A 15,874-nucleotide genomic window follows, 5' to 3' on the forward strand; every position below is an offset into this window, starting at 1 on the left:
CGCTCCGAGAACCGCGGCTCCGGCCGCTCCGGCCCCGCTCAGCCTCGTGCCCGGTACTCCCTGAGGCGTTCGTACGCCGCCAGGCCGTCCGGTACCCATTCCCACTCGGCGAGGCGTCGTTCGACCTGCTCCTCGGGCAGGAAGTCGTGCCAGGCGACCTCTTCCACCTGGGGGTGCACGGGCAGGTCGCAGCGGACCTCGTAGACGGCCGACCACCAGCTGTGCCCTGCGTCGTCGGTGTAGAGGAACTTGAAGAGGAACTCCGGGCGGGGCAGTCCGCTCACGCCGAGTTCCTCCTCGGCCTCCCGCAGGGCCGCGTCGTCGTAGGCCTCGCCCGCCCCGACGACCCCGCCGACGAACATGTCGTACAGGGAGGGGAAGACCAGCTTGGTGGGGGTGCGGCGGTGGACGAAGAGACGGCCGGCCCGGTCGCGGGCCTGGACGAAGACGCAGCGGTGGCGCAGGCCCCGCGCGTAGGCCTCGCCCCGGGGTGACCGTCCGATGACCTGGTCGTGCTCGTCGACGATGTCGAGGATCTCGTCAGCAGCGCTCATGGGCCCATCCAAGCAGGGCCCCGACGGCGCGGGGGTCAGCGCGGTTGCAGGTCCCGGACCCGCTCGGGCTTGCCAGTGCCGCTCGGCATCGCCGGGTGCAGACCCAGCAGGACGATGCCGACGACGATGGCCGCGAGTCCCGCCGCCTCCCAGGCCAGCGCGCCCGTGTCGGTGCGCAGCCGGTCCCCGAGGAAGCCCACGCCGCAGAGGATCCCGGCCAGCGGCTGGGCCGCGGTCAGAGCGGGCAGGGACATCCGCAGGGGCGCCGTCTCGAACGCGCTCTGGACCAGCACCAGGCCGGTCACGCCCAGCACCAGCACGGTGTACGGCTGCCAGCTGGTCAGTACCTCGGCGAGGCCGCCCGCGGAGAACCGCTGCCCGGTGACCCGCGTCAGCGCGTCCTGTACGCCGTACAGCAGGCCGGCCGCCACGGCCAGCAGCAGCGGGCCCGCGCTCATCCGCGACCGTTTCGCCCAGGTCGTCAGCAGCAGCGCGATACCGATCATGGCGCCGATGATGAGCCAGTGCCGGAGCGGATCGGTGATCGCGTGGCCGCCGCGCGGCTCACCGGCCAGGATGAACGTGGTCACGCCGCCCGCGAGCAGCAGCAGGCCCGCCCAGCCCTGGCGGCCCAGCGGCTGCCGGGTCTGGTGACGGGACAGGGCCAGGGCGAACAGCAGGTTCGTCGCGAGCAGGGGCTCCACCAGGGAGATCTCGCCCTTGCCCAGCGCTATCGCGCCCAGCACCAGGCCGGCCACCATCAGCGCGATGCCGCCCAGCCAGCGAGGCACCCTCATCAGATCCAGCAGCAGCCGGGGCGACAGGAAGTCGCTGAGGGGTGCCTTCTCGGCCGCGTTCTGCTGGAGCACGAACCCGAAGCCGAGGCAACAGGCCGCACTCACGGCGAGAATCAGAACCAGAACCGACACGCTGCGTACCTCGATCATCCGGCCGGGCCACGGGGTCGTCGATGGCCGACTCTAGCGGCCCAGGGCCCTCGGTGCCCCTGGGAGTGCCCGGAAACGTCGCCTCCGGCGGTGCCCGGAACCCGGGCTGACGCGACCACGGAACCCGGTCGATCACGGGTGGCCGCGCGGCCGTCCCGCCATCGTCCGTCGCCCCGCGCCTCGACGCCATGGCCTACGCCACATTCAGGACACCGAGTGTCACCCTTCAGGGCTACGGAACCCGCCCGCCACCCGCGTTCCGTCCAGCTCGTTGATCACAATTCCCCGTCATCCGGGGGAAGTTGACGCGTTCCATGTTCCCGTGGCGCTTGACTGCATGCGCCGGCTGAGGGTTTGCTGTGAGTGATCGGCCCGGGGCGTGGCCGGTACCCGGCCGGGTCGCGCGAGGAAGCGCGCGGCGGTGCGAGGTGGCACGAGCCGTGCGCGGCAGCACGAAGGCGTGCGAGCGATACGAGGAGCACGAGGTAAGTCCCGCGGTGTCTGCGTTACCCCCGCCTTCCCTTGACGACGACGGTCCGCGTTCGGGTGACCACGACGGCCCGTTTCCGGGCCGGACCTTCGGCGCGGCCCTGGACGACACCGCGCTCGCGCTCGCGTGCGCCGCACTGGGGCAGGGGCGGTGGCAGGCCGTTCGCTCACTTCTGCTCCGTACGGGTGACGACTGGGAACGGCGCGGCCATCGCGTGACCGTCCTCGCCCGGGATCCGCACAGCGCCGCCGGGGCCCGCGACTGGCTGCGCGCCGATCCCGGCTCCGCCGCCGCCGCCGCCCTGCTCGCCCTGGCCCTGGTCCGGCGCGCCCTGCGCGGCGGGGAGCGGCCGGAGCGTGCCCGCGACGCCAGCCGGGTCGCCGCCGCGCTCGCGCCCGCAGACCCCACCCCCTGGCTCGGCCTGCTCCTGCTGGACCGCACGCTCGGCGGCGACCAGGACGTGGCCGAGGCCTTCGAGGAGGTCCGCAAGCGCTGCCCGGAGCACCACCACGCCCACCATCTGCTGGTCGGCCGGCTCGCCGAGCGCCGCCCCGCCGCCGGCCCCGACCCGCACCACGAGGTGTACGGCTTCGCCGACGCGTGTGCCGAGCGGGCGCCCGCCGACTCCCCGCTGGCGATCCTGCCGGTCGTCGCGCGCGCCGAGCGCTACCGCGTGCTGGCCGCCGTCGGCGCCGAGCCCGCCGGCCCGGCCGCCTCGGAGCACTGGACCGGCCGCCGGGCCCGGCGGGCGGCACGGGCCGCCTTCGACTGGTGGCTGGAGTGGGAGCACGACGGCCACCCCCGCCACCTGGTCGACCTCAATTTCCTCGCCCACGCCGAGCACCGCGCGGGCCGCACCGCCGAGGCGGCCGTGCTGTTCCGGCGCATCGGCGGCCACGGCACCCGCGCGCCCTGGGCGTACGCGGACCGCGACCCCCGCGCGGCCTTCCGCGCCGCCCGTGACCACGTGCTCGGCGGCCGGTGACCCCGGTGGTGACCCCGTGTCCGGCGACCGCACCTCAAGAGGTGGGTGAGAAGTGGTTACGGAAGTCTGACGGGCCGCCGCGATCCCTGGCCCCACCGGGGTCACGGGTGTTCGAATGAGGGGGTGACTTCCGAATCGCCCGAGGAGCAGCGCGGCACGCCGGTCGGCCGCCGGATCTTCCTCGGCACCCTGGGCCTCGGCGCGCTCGGCGTGCTCACCGCGCCCACCCTGCAACGCGGCCTGGAGTCCTTCCTCAGCGGCGCCGCCGAGAAGGACCCGACGGGACTGACGGGCCTGCTGCCGAACGGCGGCGGCTTCCGGTACTACTCCGTCACCTCCTCCGTCCCCCACAAGGACGCCGCGAACTACCGCCTCACCATCGACGGCCTGGTCGACCGCCCCGCCGACTACACCCTCGCCGACCTGCGCGCCCTGCCCCAGACCCGGATGGTCAGGGATGTGCAGTGCGTGACCGGCTGGCGCGTGCCGGGGACCCCGTTCGAGGGCGTGCGCCTGTCCGAGCTGCTCGACGCGGCCGGCGTGCGGGCGAAGGGCACGGCCGTCCGCTTCACCTGCTTCGACGGCGCGTACTCCGAGAGCCTCACCCTGGAGCAGGCCCGCCGCGCCGACGTCCTGATCGCCCTGCGTATGCAGGACAAGGACCTGGGCCACGAGCACGGCGGCCCGGTCCGCCTCTACGTCGCCCCCATGTACTTCTACAAGTCCGCCAAGTGGCTCTCCGGCATCACGGTCACCGAGGACGTCCGTCCCGGCTACTGGGAGGACCGCGGCTACGACGTCGACGCCTGGGTGGGCCGATCGAACGGACGGGACGATGACCCTACGAGCTGAGGCGCCCGTCGCGCCGGGCCGCGTCCACCGCTTCACCCGGGCAGAACGGTGGGTGCACCGCACCACGGCCGTGCTGATGGGCGTCTGCGTGGTGACGGCCGCCTGTCTGTACGTCCCCCAGTTCGCCGAGCTGGTCGGCCGCCGGGAGCTGGTGGTCCGCGTCCACGAGTGGGCCGGCCTCGCGCTGCCCGTGCCCGTCCTGGCCGGTCTCGCCTCCCGGGCCTTCCGCGCCGACCTGGGACACCTCAACCGCTTCGGACCGCACGACCGGGTCTGGCTGCGCGCGGCCCTGCGCCGGGACCGGCGCCGGGCGTCCCGTCCGGCGGGCAAGTTCAACGCCGGCCAGAAGATCTACGCGGCCTGGATCGCCGGGGCCGTGCTGGTGATGCTCGGCACGGGCCTGCTCATGTGGTTCACCCACCTCACGCCCCTGCTCTGGCGGACCAGCGCGACCTTCGTGCACGACTGGCTCGCGCTCACCGTCGGCATCGTCGTGGCCGGCCACATCGGCATGGCCCTGGGCGATCCGGAGGCCCGCCGGGGCATGCGGACCGGATCGGTGAGCCCGCGATGGGCCGAGCGGGAGCACCCCGACTGGCGCCCGTGAGCCCGCGCGGCAAACGGACGGAGCCGTTCACGGACGGGTGGAGCCGTTCACGGACGGGCGGAGCCGTTCAAGGGCGGGCGGCGGCCGCGAGCGGTGGGGACGATCGCGGTGCGGTCGTCGAGGACATGACGGGGGAGGGACTGGGCGACGCGTTCGGGTCGACGAGAACGAAGGCGTCGCGGAAGGTGGCCCGCTGCTCGGGCCGGTCGCCGTACGCGACGGTCACCTCCACCGGCCGGGGGTGTCCGGGCGGCTGCTCCCGCGGCTCCGGGACGAAGGCGTCGAAGGTCATCGAGTCGCCGGGCTCCGAGGCGTGGTCGGGCTGGTCCTCGGGGAAGGAGACCGGCGTTCCGCCGATGAGGACGACGCGCTCCCCGCTCAGCAGCTCACCCTTGTCGAAGAACGTGCCGCGGAGCCTGATCCTCGCCACCTCGCCGGGTCTCGCCTCGTGGTCGTCGCCCACGGACACGGACACGATCCGGAAGTCGCAGGCGTTCTCGCCGCCGTCCGGCGAGGAACCCGTCAGCCGTACCGTCGTCGACGGGTGCCGCCGGTGGAAGCGCAGGAGGTCACCCAGCACGCGGTGGGCGGTGGCGCCCTTGCAGTCGGCCGGTCCGCCCCCGACCGCCGCGTGGTCCTCGGCCGCCCGCCGCCAGCTGCCGTCCCCGCCCTGGACGGCGAGACAGGCCTCGGCCAGTCCGTGGAGGACCTGCCAGGCCGGGTCGTCGTTCCCCGCGGTCCGGTCGCGCACGGCCGCGCACCGGGAGGGATCCTCGCCGAGGACGTCGTAGAGGCTGCCCGGGTCGGGCGTCTGCCCGGTGTTCGGCGAATGCGGCCCCCACGGGAGCCACCCGAACCCGACGACGTCCCCACCGCCGCCTGAGCCGGCGCCGCCGGAGGTTCCGGACCCGGCGGGGGAGCCGGATCCGCCGCCGCTGCCGTCCCCGTCGCCGTCCTTCCCGGCGGGGTCCGGCGAGGGCGACCGGGTCGGCGTGCCGCCGGTGACCGTAGGGCCATGGCCGCCGCTCGGGTGGCCGTCCGGGCCGCCGTCCGGGGCGGCGCCCGATACGCCGCCCGAGGTGCCGGTGTCGGACGAATCGTTTCTATGGCCTCTGCCGTCGCCGGACGCGACCGTGGTCAGGATCGCCAAGGTCCCCGCCACGCACACCACCGCGACGCGCACCCCCAGTGAAGCCGCCATGACGCCCCCGAAGTCATCGCAGAAGAGGACTCACCATCATGGGACCTGTCCCGCGCCACGGGAAGGCGCTGCGCCCAGGCAGGGACGACAGCGGCTCACCGTGGCGCAGGGGGCGGAGTGCGGCGCCGCCCGGCGGGGGCGGCGCCGTGTGGAGCCGGTCCGCTAGATCAACAGCGACAGCAGCAGGACGAACGCGCCGCCGACCACGGAGATGATCGTCTCCATGACGGACCACGTCTTGATCGTCTGGCCGACGCTCAGCCCGAAGTACTCCTTCACCAGCCAGAAGCCGGCGTCGTTGACATGGCTGAAGAAGAGCGAACCCGTTCCGATGGCGAGGACCAGCAGAGCGGTGTGGGCCGTCGACATGTCGGCCGCCAGCGGCGCGACCAGTCCGGCCGCGGAGATGGTGGCGACGGTCGCCGAACCGGTCGCCAGCCGGATCGCCACCGCGATCAGCCAGGCCAGGAGCAGGGCCGGGATCGACCAGTCCTTGGAGATGTCCAGGATCATCTGGCCCACACCGGAGTCGATCAGCGTCTGCTTGAAGCCGCCGCCCGCGCCGACGATCAGCAGGATGCCCGCGATCGGGGCGAGGGACTTCTCGACCGTCGTCGACAGCCGGTCCTTGGTGAACCCGGCGGCCCGGCCCAGCGTGAACATGCCCACGATGACGGCCGCGAGCAGGGCGATCAGCGGCGAGCCGATGACGTCGAAGACGCGCTGCACCCGATGCGTGGGGTCGTCCACGACGATGTCGACCAGCGCCTTGGACAGCATCAGGACGACCGGCAGCAGCATGGTGGCCAGCGTGGCGCCGAAGCCCGGGCGTCGCTCCAGGTCCTCGGAGGCGCGCGGCGGGAGCATCCGGTCCGGGACCGGGACGTCCACCCAGCGGGCGGCGACCTTCGAGAACAGCGGACCGGCGATGATCACCGTGGGGATCGCGACGACTATGCCCAGGAGCAGGGTGACGCCGAGGTTGGCCTTGACGGCGTCGATCGCGACGAGCGGGCCGGGGTGCGGCGGGATCAGCCCGTGCATGACCGACAGACCCGCCAGTGCCGGGATGCCGATCCGCATCAGGGAGTAGCTGCCGCGCTTGGCGACCATCAGCACCACGGGGATCAGCAGCACGATGCCGACCTCGAAGAACAGCGGCAGACCGATCACCGAGGCGATCAGCACCATCGCCCACGGCATGGCCCGGCCGCTCGCCTTGGCGAGGATCGTGTCGACGACCTGGTCGGCGCCGCCGGAGTCGGCCAGCAGCCGGCCCAGGATCGCGCCGAGCGCGATCAGTACGCCCACGCCGGCCACGGTCGAGCCGAGCCCGCTGGTGAAGCTGGTGATGACCTTGTCGAGCGGTGCGCCCGCGAACGCTCCGAGCGCGAGCGATCCGATGGTCAGCGCCAGGAAGGCGTGCAGTCTGAACTTGGTGATGAGCAGGACGATGACGGCGATGCCCGCCAGCACGGCGATGCCCAGCTGGGCATGGCCGGCCGAGGTGATCGGCTCGACGCTGTCCGCCGCCAGCATCTCGACGCTGAGTCTGGTCACGGGGGTTTCCCTTGGGATGGAGGGGGTGGGGATGAGGGGTTACTGCGCGCGGGTGCGGGACGGTGCGCCCCGGCCGAAGTCGTCCAGCGCGGCCGTGGCGCGCGCGGTGATCTCCTCGGGTCCGCCGGCGACGTCCACGGTGACCCCCGCCTCGTCCGCCTGGAGCGGCTGGAGTGTGGCGAACTGGGAGTCCAGCAGTGCCGTCGGCATGAAGTGACCCTGCCGGTGCGCCATCCGGTCCTCGATGAGGGCCCGGTCGCCCGCGAGGTGGACGAAGAGCAGGCCGGGGGCCGAGGCCCGCAGCCGGTCGCGGTAGGACCGCTTCAGCGCGGAACAGCTGACCACCCCGCCGAGTCCCGCGCGCTCGTGGGCCCAGCCGCCGATGGCGTCGAGCCACGGCGACCGGTCCTCGTCGGTGAGCGGGACGCCGGCCGACATCTTGGCGATGTTGGCCGGGGGATGGAAGTCGTCGCCCTCGGCGTACGGAACGCCGAGCCGGGCGGCGAGCAGGGGACCGATGGTGGTCTTCCCGGTGCCCGCCACCCCCATGACCACGACAACCTGCGGGGTACTCATGACTGCCTCACTGTCTTCGTCGACACCTGGTGTCGACGACACTGAAACCGATTAGGTACGACGAATTCAAGTGTCTGTGACAAATAAGTCTGACTTTTTGGCTCGGTGATCCACCCCGTACTCTGAGTGCATGACCACTTCGGACCGGGGGCTGCACGGCCGTGTACTGGACGCCCTCGGCCCCGCGATCACCGCGGGTGAGTACCCGTCGGGCAGCGTCCTGCGCACCGACGAGCTGGCGCAGCGCTTCGAGGTGTCACGCTCCGTGATGCGCGAGGCGGTCCGGGTGCTGGAGTCGATGCACCTCGTCGAGTCCCGCCGCCGGGTGGGCGTGACCGTCCTGCCCACGGCCCAGTGGAACGTCTACGACCCGCAGGTCATCCGCTGGCGGCTGGCCGGCGCCGACCGGCCGCGCCAGCTGCGCTCGCTCACCGTGCTGCGCTCGGCGGTCGAACCGGTCGCGGCGGGCCTGGCCGCGAAGTTCGCCACCCCGGAGCAGTGCGCCGAACTCACCGAGTGCGCCCTCGGCATGGTGGCCAACTCGCGCGGTCACCGCCTGGAGGGCTACCTCGTCCACGACATCGCCTTCCACCGGGTGATCCTGAACGCCTCCGGCAACGAGATGTTCGCCCGCCTCGGTGACGTCGTCGCCGAGGTGCTGTCCGGCCGCACCCATCACGAGGTCATGTTCGAGGACCCCGACCCGGCGGCCGTCACCCTGCACGTCCAGGTCGCGGAGGCGGTACGCGAGGGTGACGCGGCCCGCGCGCAGGAGCTGACCCGGCAGATCGCGGAGGGCGCGCTCCAGGAACTGGACATCCTGGCACCCTGACCGGACATCGGGCACGGTCCGCGGGTCGTCCGGTCCGTTCAGCCCGCTGGTCCGCTCAGCCCGCCGGTCCGCGCGGCCTGCTGGTCCGGTCAGCCCGCCGGTCGTTCAGCTCGTCAGTCCCCGTGGCCCGTCGGTCCGTTCAGCCCGTCGAGTCCGGGAACTCCCCGTCCACGTAGACCCAGGCCCCGTCGACCCGCTCGAACCGGCTGCGCTCGTGCAGCGAGCCGCCGCGGTAGGAGGCCCGGAAGGTCACGGTCCCCGAGGTGTGGAAGGCCGTGCCGTCCGCCGTCCCCAGGATCTCCAGTCCGGTCCACCGCGTCCCCGGGTCGAGGTCCAGCCGGGCCGGCCGGGTCCGCGGATGCCAGGTCCGCAGCAGATACCCCTCGTCGCGCCGCACGAAGGCGCTGTAGCGCGACCGCATGAGCGCCTCGGCCGCCGGCGCCGCGGCCGTGCCCCGGTGGAACCGGCCGCAGCAGCCTTCGTACGTCTCCGCGAGACCGCAGGGGCAGGAGGCGGGGACGTCGGCGGCGCCGTGGCGCCGGGGCTGCGGGGTGCGTCGGGACATGCCCCCATTGTGCTGCACCGTCACCCGGGCCGCGGTGGCGGGCCGGACGGGCCCCCGCTACGGCAGGGGCAGCGGCGGCAGCGTCCCCCCGTACACCCAGGCGTGGAACAGGTCGTCCAGCGGCTCGGCCGCGAAGCGCGCCGCGTGCGCGATGAACGTCGAGGTCGACACCGCGCCGCCCCGGTGCAGAACGGCCCACCCGCGCAGCATCCGGAAGAAGGCGTCGTCGCCCAGCGCGCACCGCACCGCGTGCACGGTGAGCCCGCCCCGCTCGTACAGCCGGTCGTCGAACATCGACTTGCGCCCCGGGTCGGCCAGCCGCAGGTCCTGCGGCATCGCGGAGAGCAACCGGTGCGCCGCGGCCGCGAGTTGGTGCGTACTGCGGCCGCCCGAACGCTCCGACCACAGCCACTCGGCGTACTTCGCGAAGCCCTCGTTCAGCCAGATGTGCCGCCAGTCGGCGATGGACACGCTGTTGCCGAACCACTGATGCGCCAGCTCGTGCGCCACCAGCCGTTCCCAACCGCGCTCCCCGTTCACATGGTTGGCGCCGAACAGCGACAACCCCTGGGCCTCGACCGGCACATCGAGCTCCTCCTCCGTCACGACGACCGCGTACTCGTCGAACGGATACGGCCCGAACAGCCGCTGGAACAGCTCCATCATCTGGGGCTGGCGCGCGAAGTCCCGGGAGAACTCGGGCAGCAACTGCGCCGGTATGTGCCCGTGCTGCGGCACCCCGCCGAGCCCCGGATCGCCCAGCAGCACCGTCTGGTACTTGCCGATCGCCAGCCCGACCAGATAGCTCGACGTCGGCGCGGACTGCTCGTAGACCCAGGTGGTCGTCGAGGACTTCGTGGTCCTGGTGAGCAGACGCCCGCCCGCCACCACCGCGTACGCGGACGGCGTGGTGACGGAGATCTGGTACGAGGCCTTGTCGGCGGGACGGTCGTTGCACGGGTACCAGGACGGCGCCCCGACGGGCTGGCTGGCCACCAGCGCCCCGTCCGTCAGCTCCTCCCAGCCGAGGCCGCCCCAGGGGCTGCCGACCGGCTTGGGGTTGCCGGACCAGTGCACCTCCACCGTGAAGGCCGCCCCGGGCCGCACGGGCTTGGCGGGACGTATGCGCAGCCGGTCGCCGCGGTGCGTGTAGTGCGGCTGCCGGCCGTCCACCCGGACCCGGCCGATCCTGAAGTCGGCCAGGTTGAGCTGGAACTCGCTGAGCGCGACCCGGCCGGCGATCGCGTTGATCCGGGCCGTGCCGGCCAGCCGGTTCGGACCCGGGCGGTAGTCCAGCGCGAGTTCATAGCGGTGCACCCGGTAGCGGGCGTCGCCGTTGTCCGGGAAGTACGGGTCCGGGCCCACTGACTGCTGAACTGCCACTGCCGTGTCCGCTCCCTGCGCTGTACTGGTCCTCCGTGCCGGTGCTGCGTCGCCCACCGGCTCCGAGAGGCCCGCGCTCAGGTACGCCATGCTTCGATCGGGTTGCCGAGCCAGCGGGTGTCGTCGGGGACGGACTCCGCCGCCATGACGAGCGACGCGGGACCCAGGGTGGTACGGGCCCCGATCGTGCTGCCGGGCAGCACGATCCCGCCAGGACCCAGGGTGGCGCCCTCACGGAGGACCACCGTACCCGTCCGCAAGATCCGGTCGTGGAACAGGTGGGTCTGGAGCACACTTCCACGGTTCACGGTCGCCGCGTCCTCCAGGGTCACCAGGTCCGTCTCCGGCAGCCAGTAGCTCTCCACCCAGGTACCCCGGCCGATGTGCGCGCCGAGCCCGCGCAGCCACGCCGTCATCACCGCGGTACCCGGTACGGCGCCGGCCAGCCAGGGCACCGCCACGACCTCCACGAAGGTGTCCGCCAGCTCGTTGCGCCACACGAACCCGCTCCACAGCGGATGCTCCGCGGCGCGGTGCCGTCCCACCAGCAGCCACTTGGCCACCACCGACATGAGACCCGCGACCGCTCCCGCCGCGAGCAGCACCAGCCCCGACAGCGCCGGAGCCCAGCCGCCCAGGGCGCACAGCGCCGCCACCGTCGCCACGGCGAGCGCCGCGGAGCAGAACACCGGCACGATCCGGCACAGCTCCACCAGGCCGCGCGCCCACAGCAGCCGGGCGGGCGGGTCGTAGGTCCGGCTCTGGTCCGAGGCGTCTGCGGCACGCGGCAGCTTCACCGGCGGCAGCCCCAGGTAGGAGCTGCCCTTCTTCGCCTTCTTCGGCGTCGCGGACAGCACGCCGACCAGACCGCCGTCCGGCACCGACCGGCCCGGCGCGGTCATCCCCGAGTTGCCGAGGAAGGCCCGCCGTCCGATCTCCGCGCGCCCGATCCGCACCCAGCCGCCGCCGAGCTCGTACGGCGCGGTCAGGGTGTCGTCGGCCAGGAACGCGCCCTCGCCGACCGTGGTCAGGCTGGGCAGCGCGAGCACCGTGGACACCTCCGCGCCCCGCCCGATCCGCATCCCCAGCAGCCGCAGCCACACCGGCGTGGCCAGCCCGGCGTACAGCGGGAACAGCGTCTGGCGGGAGCGGTCCATCAGCTGGCTGACCGTCCACGCCTGCCAGCCGACCCTGCTGTGCGTGGGGTGCGTGCCCTCGCGCAGGCCCAGACTCAGCAGCCGTACACCCACCAGCAGCAGCAGCGCGTACGCCAGGCCGTAGGCGAGCGTGGCGGGCACCAGCGCGAGCGCGGCGCCCCGCAGGGCCCCGCCGAGACCGGTACCGGGCGTCACGAACTGCCGGGCGACCAGCAGCGCGGCACCGGCCGCAGCCACCGAAAGCAGCGTCAGCGCCGCGCCCGTCACGCCGTACATCACCCGCCAATACCGGCCCCGCTGCGGCCGCTCCTTGGGCCAGTTGCGCTTGGCCTTGCCGAGCTTGACCGCGGGCGCGCCCGCCCAGCGCTGGCCGGTCGGGATCTGCCGGGTGACCGCCGAGCCGGGGGCCACCTCGGCCCGCTTGCCCACCCGGGCGCCCGGAAACAGGATGCTGCGCGTGCCGACCACGGCGTGCGCGCCCACCTTGATGGCGCCGATCTCCAGCCGGTCGCCGTCCAGCCAGTACCCGGAGAGGTCGACCTCGGACTCCACGGCCGCGCCCCGGCCCAGCTTGAGCAGGCCGGTGACCGGCGGCAGCGAGTGCAGGTCCACGTCCGGGCCCACCTTGGCGCCCAGCGCGCGTGCGTAGCGCTCCAGCCAGGAGCCGGTCAGCGAGGTCGCCCCGCTGAACTCGGCCAGCCGCTCGGCGGTCCACAGCCGCAGATGGACGCCGCCGCCCCGCGCGTGCCGGCCGGGCTTCACGCCCCGCAGCAGCAGCCGGGCCCCGCCCGCCGCGATCGCGAGGCGGCCCGGCGGGCTGTAGAACAGCACGGCCCCGGCCACCACCAGCCACCAGGGCGCCGTCGGCAGCCAGGAGTACCCGGGCAGTACGTTGCCGACCGCGGCCAGCGCGACCGTCCAGCGCAGCCCGAGCACGGTGAACAGCGGAACGAGCAGAAGCAGCTGGACCAGTTGGGCGCGCCGGGGCACCGGGGCGATGAGGCGGCTCTCGCCTGCCTTCTGCACCGAGGCCTCGAGACGCTGGGCCAGCTTGCGCAGGGTCGGCTGCTGGTAGATGTCGAGGACGGCGGCGCTCGGGTAGCGGGTGCGCAGCCGGGTGGTGAGCTGGGCGGCCGCCAGGCTGCCGCCGCCGATCGCGAAGAAGTCGTCGCCGGCACCGGCCACGGGGATGCCGAGGACCTCGGTCCACTGCTCGGCGAGCCACGCCTCGGTGCCGTAGAGCTGCTCGGTCCGGGTGCCGCTCTCCAGGCCCTCCAGGGGCCAGGGCAGGGCGTTGCGGTCCACCTTGCCGGACGTCCGGGTCGGCAGGTCGTCGACCGGGGCGAGCAGGGGGACCAGGGCGGCCGGGAGCTCGGCGCGCAGCTTCTCGACGGCCGCCGCCTGGTCCCAGCCGTCCTGGATGACGACATAGCCGACCAGGAGCTGGTTGCCGCTGCGGGCGGTGCGTACGGCGGCCGCGGCGCCCGCGACCCCCGGAAGCGCCTGGAGAGCCGCGTCCACCTCGCCGAGCTCGATCCGGCGCCCGCCGAGCTTGATCTGTTCGTCGGCCCGGCCCAGGAACACCAGTCCCTCCGGGTCGGCCCGCACCAGGTCGCCGCTGCGGTAGGCCCGCTCCCAGCCGAGCGACGGCAGCGGCGCGTACTTCTCCGCGTCCTTCTCGGCGTCGAGATACCGGGCGAGCCCGACCCCGCCGATGACCAGCTGCCCGCTGTCGCCCATCGCCACCGGTTCCCCGGCCTCGTCGACGACGGCCAGCTCCCAGCCGCGCAGCGGCAGCCCGATCCGCACCGGCTCCTCGCCGGACATCAGGGCCGCGCAGGCCACGACGGTCGCCTCGGTCGGCCCGTACGTGTTCCAGACCTCGCGGCCCTCGGTCACCAGCCGCTGCACCAGCTCGGGCGGGCAGGCCTCGCCGCCGAAGATCAGCAGCCGTACGTCGTTGAGAGTCTCGGGCTCCCACAGCGCGGCCAGCGTCGGCACCGTGGAGACGACGGTGATCTCCTGCTCCACCAGCCAGGGGCCGAGGTCGGCGCCGCTGCGGACCTGGGAGCGGGGGACCGGCACCAGGCAGGCGCCGTAGCGCCAGGCCAGCCACATCTCCTCGCAGGACGCGTCGAACGCGACCGACAGCCCGGCCATGACCCGGTCGCCGGGCCCGATCGGGTCGTCGGTGAGGAACAGCGCGGCCTCCGCGTCGACGAAGGCGGCGGCACTGCCGTGGGTGACGGCGACGCCCTTGGGCTTGCCGGTGGAACCGGAGGTGAAGATGATCCAGGCGTCGTGCCCGGCGTCGGGGCGGCCCGCCGGGGTGTCCGAGCGGCCGTTGACGGTGAGGTCGTGACCGGCGCCGACGACCGCCCTCACCTGAGCCTCCCCGAAGACCAGCTCGGCCCGCTCGTCCGGGTCCTCGGCGTCCACCGGGACATAGGCGGCACCGGCCGCGAGCACGGCGAGGATCGCCACGTACAGGTCGTTGGTGCCGGAGGGGACGCGGACGCCCACGCGGTCGCCGAGGCCGACCCCGGCCGCCGCCAGCCGGCGGCGCAGCTTCTCCACCTCCACGGCGAGCCCGCGGTAGCTGAGGCGGACCGTGCCGTCGTCGAGGGCGAGCTCGTCGGGGTGCGAGCGCACGGACGCGTCGAAGACGTCGACGAGCGTGCGCGGGGAGGCGGCCTGGCCCCCGGAGAAGCGTGCTCGATCGCCGAACCGTGCGCGGATCTCGTCGTCGAGCACGCCGAGAACACTGCTCTCGTGTATGGCTGCCATCGGGTCCTCGCGTCTCGATCCCGGAAGCCTCCGGGGCGCCGTCGGGCCCGCAGGTCTGCCTGGGGTTGTCCGGCTCGGCACCGTAACAAACCGGAAATCTTAGTACGACGCTAGGCTCGGGCCTTTGGCGCTGCCACTCGGGAGGGCCGTCCGGGGGGTGCACGGAGGGCTGCGGCGGCCCGACAGACCGCCTCTGACCTGCGGTTCTGCCGAGCCGGGGAGAGATGGCCCACACAACCGGCGGTCGGGAGCCGTTCGTTGGGGCGGAGCGCCGTTAACCCGCTGCCGGGCGGCGCCCCGCGAGCAGTGCCGAGGCGAGGACGGCGGCCACGAAGGCCACGCCCGCGACCACCCACAGCGAACTGTGCACACCCGCCGTGAACGCCTCCCGCACGGAGTCCGCGATCGGCGGCGACGAGCGCCCCGAACCGCTGCCGCCGTACCGGGCCACGGCCGTCACCTACGGAGCCGGGGGTGCCGAGGGGGCCGACGGGTGTCCCGACCCGGCGTCCTCGGACTCGGCCGAAACCGTACTCATGTCGCCTGTGCCTCCTTGTCGGCCTGCTGGTCCAGCCGCCGCCGGGCCTCGTCCCAGGCGACCGGTAGCTGGTCCCGCTCGGTGTTCCAGAACACGAACACCGAGCCCTTCATCCCCGGACGCAGCCGGCGGTCCGGGCCCGCGCCCGCGGTGCCGCGCTCCTGGCCGATCCGGACACCCCCTCCGGGCCGTCATCGGAGCCTTCGATCGGCGGTTCCCGCGCACCGATGGACCGTTTGACCTCGATTTCCGGCCCGGCCTACGGTTCTTCTGCGCCATCCGCCGGGCAACTCGCGGACCGCCCCCTTCAGAGGTATCAGCCCTCTGCGCGTCGGCCGTCGCTCAACGAGCCCGCTCCCACAACGTGCCCTGTCCGGAGAACCGTTCGAGCCGAGGTGCCCACCCGCCATGACCCGAGTCGCTGTCGTCGGAGCCGGAATATCCGGTCTCTCCGCCGCGTACCACCTGCCGGAAGACGTCGACGTCACCGTCTACGAGAGCCAGGACCGCCCCGGTGGTCACGCCCACACCGTGGAGGTCGACGAGGACGGCCGGACGATCGGCGTCGACACCGCGTTCGTGGTCTTCAACGCCCGTACGTACCCCGACCTCACCGCGTTCTTCGAGAAGCTCGGCGCGAGGGCCATCGACCACACCGGCGGCTTCGACTTCTTCGACCTGGACCGCGGATACGACTACGGCACCGCCGAGTTCGAGCTCACCGAGGACGAGATCACCGCCCGCTACCCGGCGGACTTCCTCCCCCTGTGGCGGGACGCGGAACGCTTCCACCGCGAGGCGCCCCGGGACTTCCTGCGCAAACGCACCGACCTGTCGCTC

Annotated in this window: 13 protein-coding genes and 1 pseudogene; 5 read left to right on the top strand and 9 right to left on the bottom strand. The window is 73.3% G+C overall.

Annotated elements, in window-relative coordinates; translation table 11 throughout:
• Positions 1 to 38: 38 nt before the first annotated feature.
• Both ACWCQK_RS30740 and ACWCQK_RS30745 read right to left on the bottom strand, forming a co-directional pair.
• Positions 39 to 554: an NUDIX hydrolase gene (locus ACWCQK_RS30740; protein ID WP_451160486.1), complete on the bottom strand. Its 516-nt coding sequence runs from the start codon at positions 552 to 554 to the stop codon at positions 39 to 41.
• 35 nt (positions 555 to 589) lie between these two features.
• Positions 590 to 1,483: a DMT family transporter gene (locus ACWCQK_RS30745; RefSeq protein WP_451160488.1), complete on the bottom strand. Its 894-nt coding sequence runs from the start codon at positions 1,481 to 1,483 to the stop codon at positions 590 to 592.
• A gap of 515 nt (positions 1,484 to 1,998) precedes the next feature.
• Here ACWCQK_RS30745 and ACWCQK_RS30750 point away from each other — a divergent pair.
• The 3 genes from ACWCQK_RS30750 (at position 1,999) to ACWCQK_RS30760 (ending at position 4,435) form a co-directional block, all read left to right on the top strand.
• Entirely contained in the window at positions 1,999 to 2,976 is a 978-nt protein-coding gene (locus ACWCQK_RS30750; protein WP_451160490.1) for a hypothetical protein, read from the top strand.
• Between the two features lie 123 nt (positions 2,977 to 3,099).
• Positions 3,100 to 3,828 carry a molybdopterin-dependent oxidoreductase gene (locus ACWCQK_RS30755; protein WP_451160492.1) on the top strand — a complete coding sequence of 243 codons (729 nt, stop codon included), beginning with the start codon at positions 3,100 to 3,102 and terminating at the stop codon, positions 3,826 to 3,828.
• The gene (locus ACWCQK_RS30760; protein ID WP_451160494.1) at positions 3,812 to 4,435 is read left to right on the top strand and encodes a cytochrome b/b6 domain-containing protein; all 624 of its coding nucleotides are present in this window, start codon (positions 3,812 to 3,814) and stop codon (positions 4,433 to 4,435) included. Before ACWCQK_RS30755 ends, ACWCQK_RS30760 begins: the two co-directional genes overlap by 17 nt.
• 67 nt (positions 4,436 to 4,502) lie before the next feature.
• On the opposite strand, the gene ACWCQK_RS30765 is transcribed toward ACWCQK_RS30760, so the two are convergent.
• From ACWCQK_RS30765 to ACWCQK_RS30775, 3 genes are all read right to left on the bottom strand, one after another.
• On the bottom strand, positions 4,503 to 5,636 hold the full coding sequence (locus ACWCQK_RS30765; RefSeq protein WP_451160496.1) for a hypothetical protein: 1,134 nt from the start codon (positions 5,634 to 5,636) through the stop codon (positions 4,503 to 4,505).
• 162 nt (positions 5,637 to 5,798) lie between these two features.
• Positions 5,799 to 7,196, bottom strand: coding sequence for a GntT/GntP/DsdX family permease (locus tag ACWCQK_RS30770; RefSeq protein ID WP_451160498.1), 1,398 nt, complete (start codon positions 7,194 to 7,196; stop codon positions 5,799 to 5,801).
• A gap of 39 nt (positions 7,197 to 7,235) precedes the next feature.
• Positions 7,236 to 7,772, bottom strand: a complete 537-nt coding sequence (locus tag ACWCQK_RS30775; protein ID WP_451160500.1) for a gluconokinase — start codon at positions 7,770 to 7,772, stop codon at positions 7,236 to 7,238.
• A 130-nt stretch (positions 7,773 to 7,902) separates the two neighbouring features.
• On the opposite strand from ACWCQK_RS30775, the gene ACWCQK_RS30780 reads away from it, so the two are divergent.
• On the top strand, positions 7,903 to 8,604 hold the full coding sequence (locus ACWCQK_RS30780) for a FadR/GntR family transcriptional regulator (protein WP_451160502.1): 702 nt from the start codon (positions 7,903 to 7,905) through the stop codon (positions 8,602 to 8,604).
• Between the two features lie 139 nt (positions 8,605 to 8,743).
• Here ACWCQK_RS30780 and ACWCQK_RS30785 read toward each other — a convergent pair whose 3' ends face one another.
• The 4 genes from ACWCQK_RS30785 to ACWCQK_RS30800 all read right to left on the bottom strand — a co-directional run bounded on the left by ACWCQK_RS30785 (position 8,744) and on the right by ACWCQK_RS30800 (position 14,947).
• Complete coding sequence (locus ACWCQK_RS30785) at positions 8,744 to 9,169, bottom strand: YchJ family protein (RefSeq protein WP_451160504.1); 426 nt, start codon at positions 9,167 to 9,169, stop codon at positions 8,744 to 8,746.
• A gap of 57 nt (positions 9,170 to 9,226) precedes the next feature.
• Complete coding sequence (locus ACWCQK_RS30790; protein ID WP_451160506.1) at positions 9,227 to 10,552, bottom strand: M1 family metallopeptidase; 1,326 nt, start codon at positions 10,550 to 10,552, stop codon at positions 9,227 to 9,229.
• A gap of 77 nt (positions 10,553 to 10,629) precedes the next feature.
• Complete coding sequence (locus tag ACWCQK_RS30795) at positions 10,630 to 14,496, bottom strand: Pls/PosA family non-ribosomal peptide synthetase (protein ID WP_451160508.1); 3,867 nt, start codon at positions 14,494 to 14,496, stop codon at positions 10,630 to 10,632.
• 274 nt (positions 14,497 to 14,770) lie between these two features.
• Positions 14,771 to 14,947 carry a hypothetical protein gene (locus ACWCQK_RS30800; RefSeq protein WP_451160510.1) on the bottom strand — a complete coding sequence of 59 codons (177 nt, stop codon included), beginning with the start codon at positions 14,945 to 14,947 and terminating at the stop codon, positions 14,771 to 14,773.
• Between the two features lie 495 nt (positions 14,948 to 15,442).
• Between ACWCQK_RS30800 and ACWCQK_RS30805 the strand changes: the two are divergent.
• A pseudogene (locus ACWCQK_RS30805) lies at positions 15,443 to 15,844 on the top strand (FAD-dependent oxidoreductase); the annotation flags it as partial.
• Positions 15,845 to 15,874 lie beyond the last annotated feature (30 nt).

This window comes from Streptomyces sp. NPDC002306, assembly GCF_053593435.1.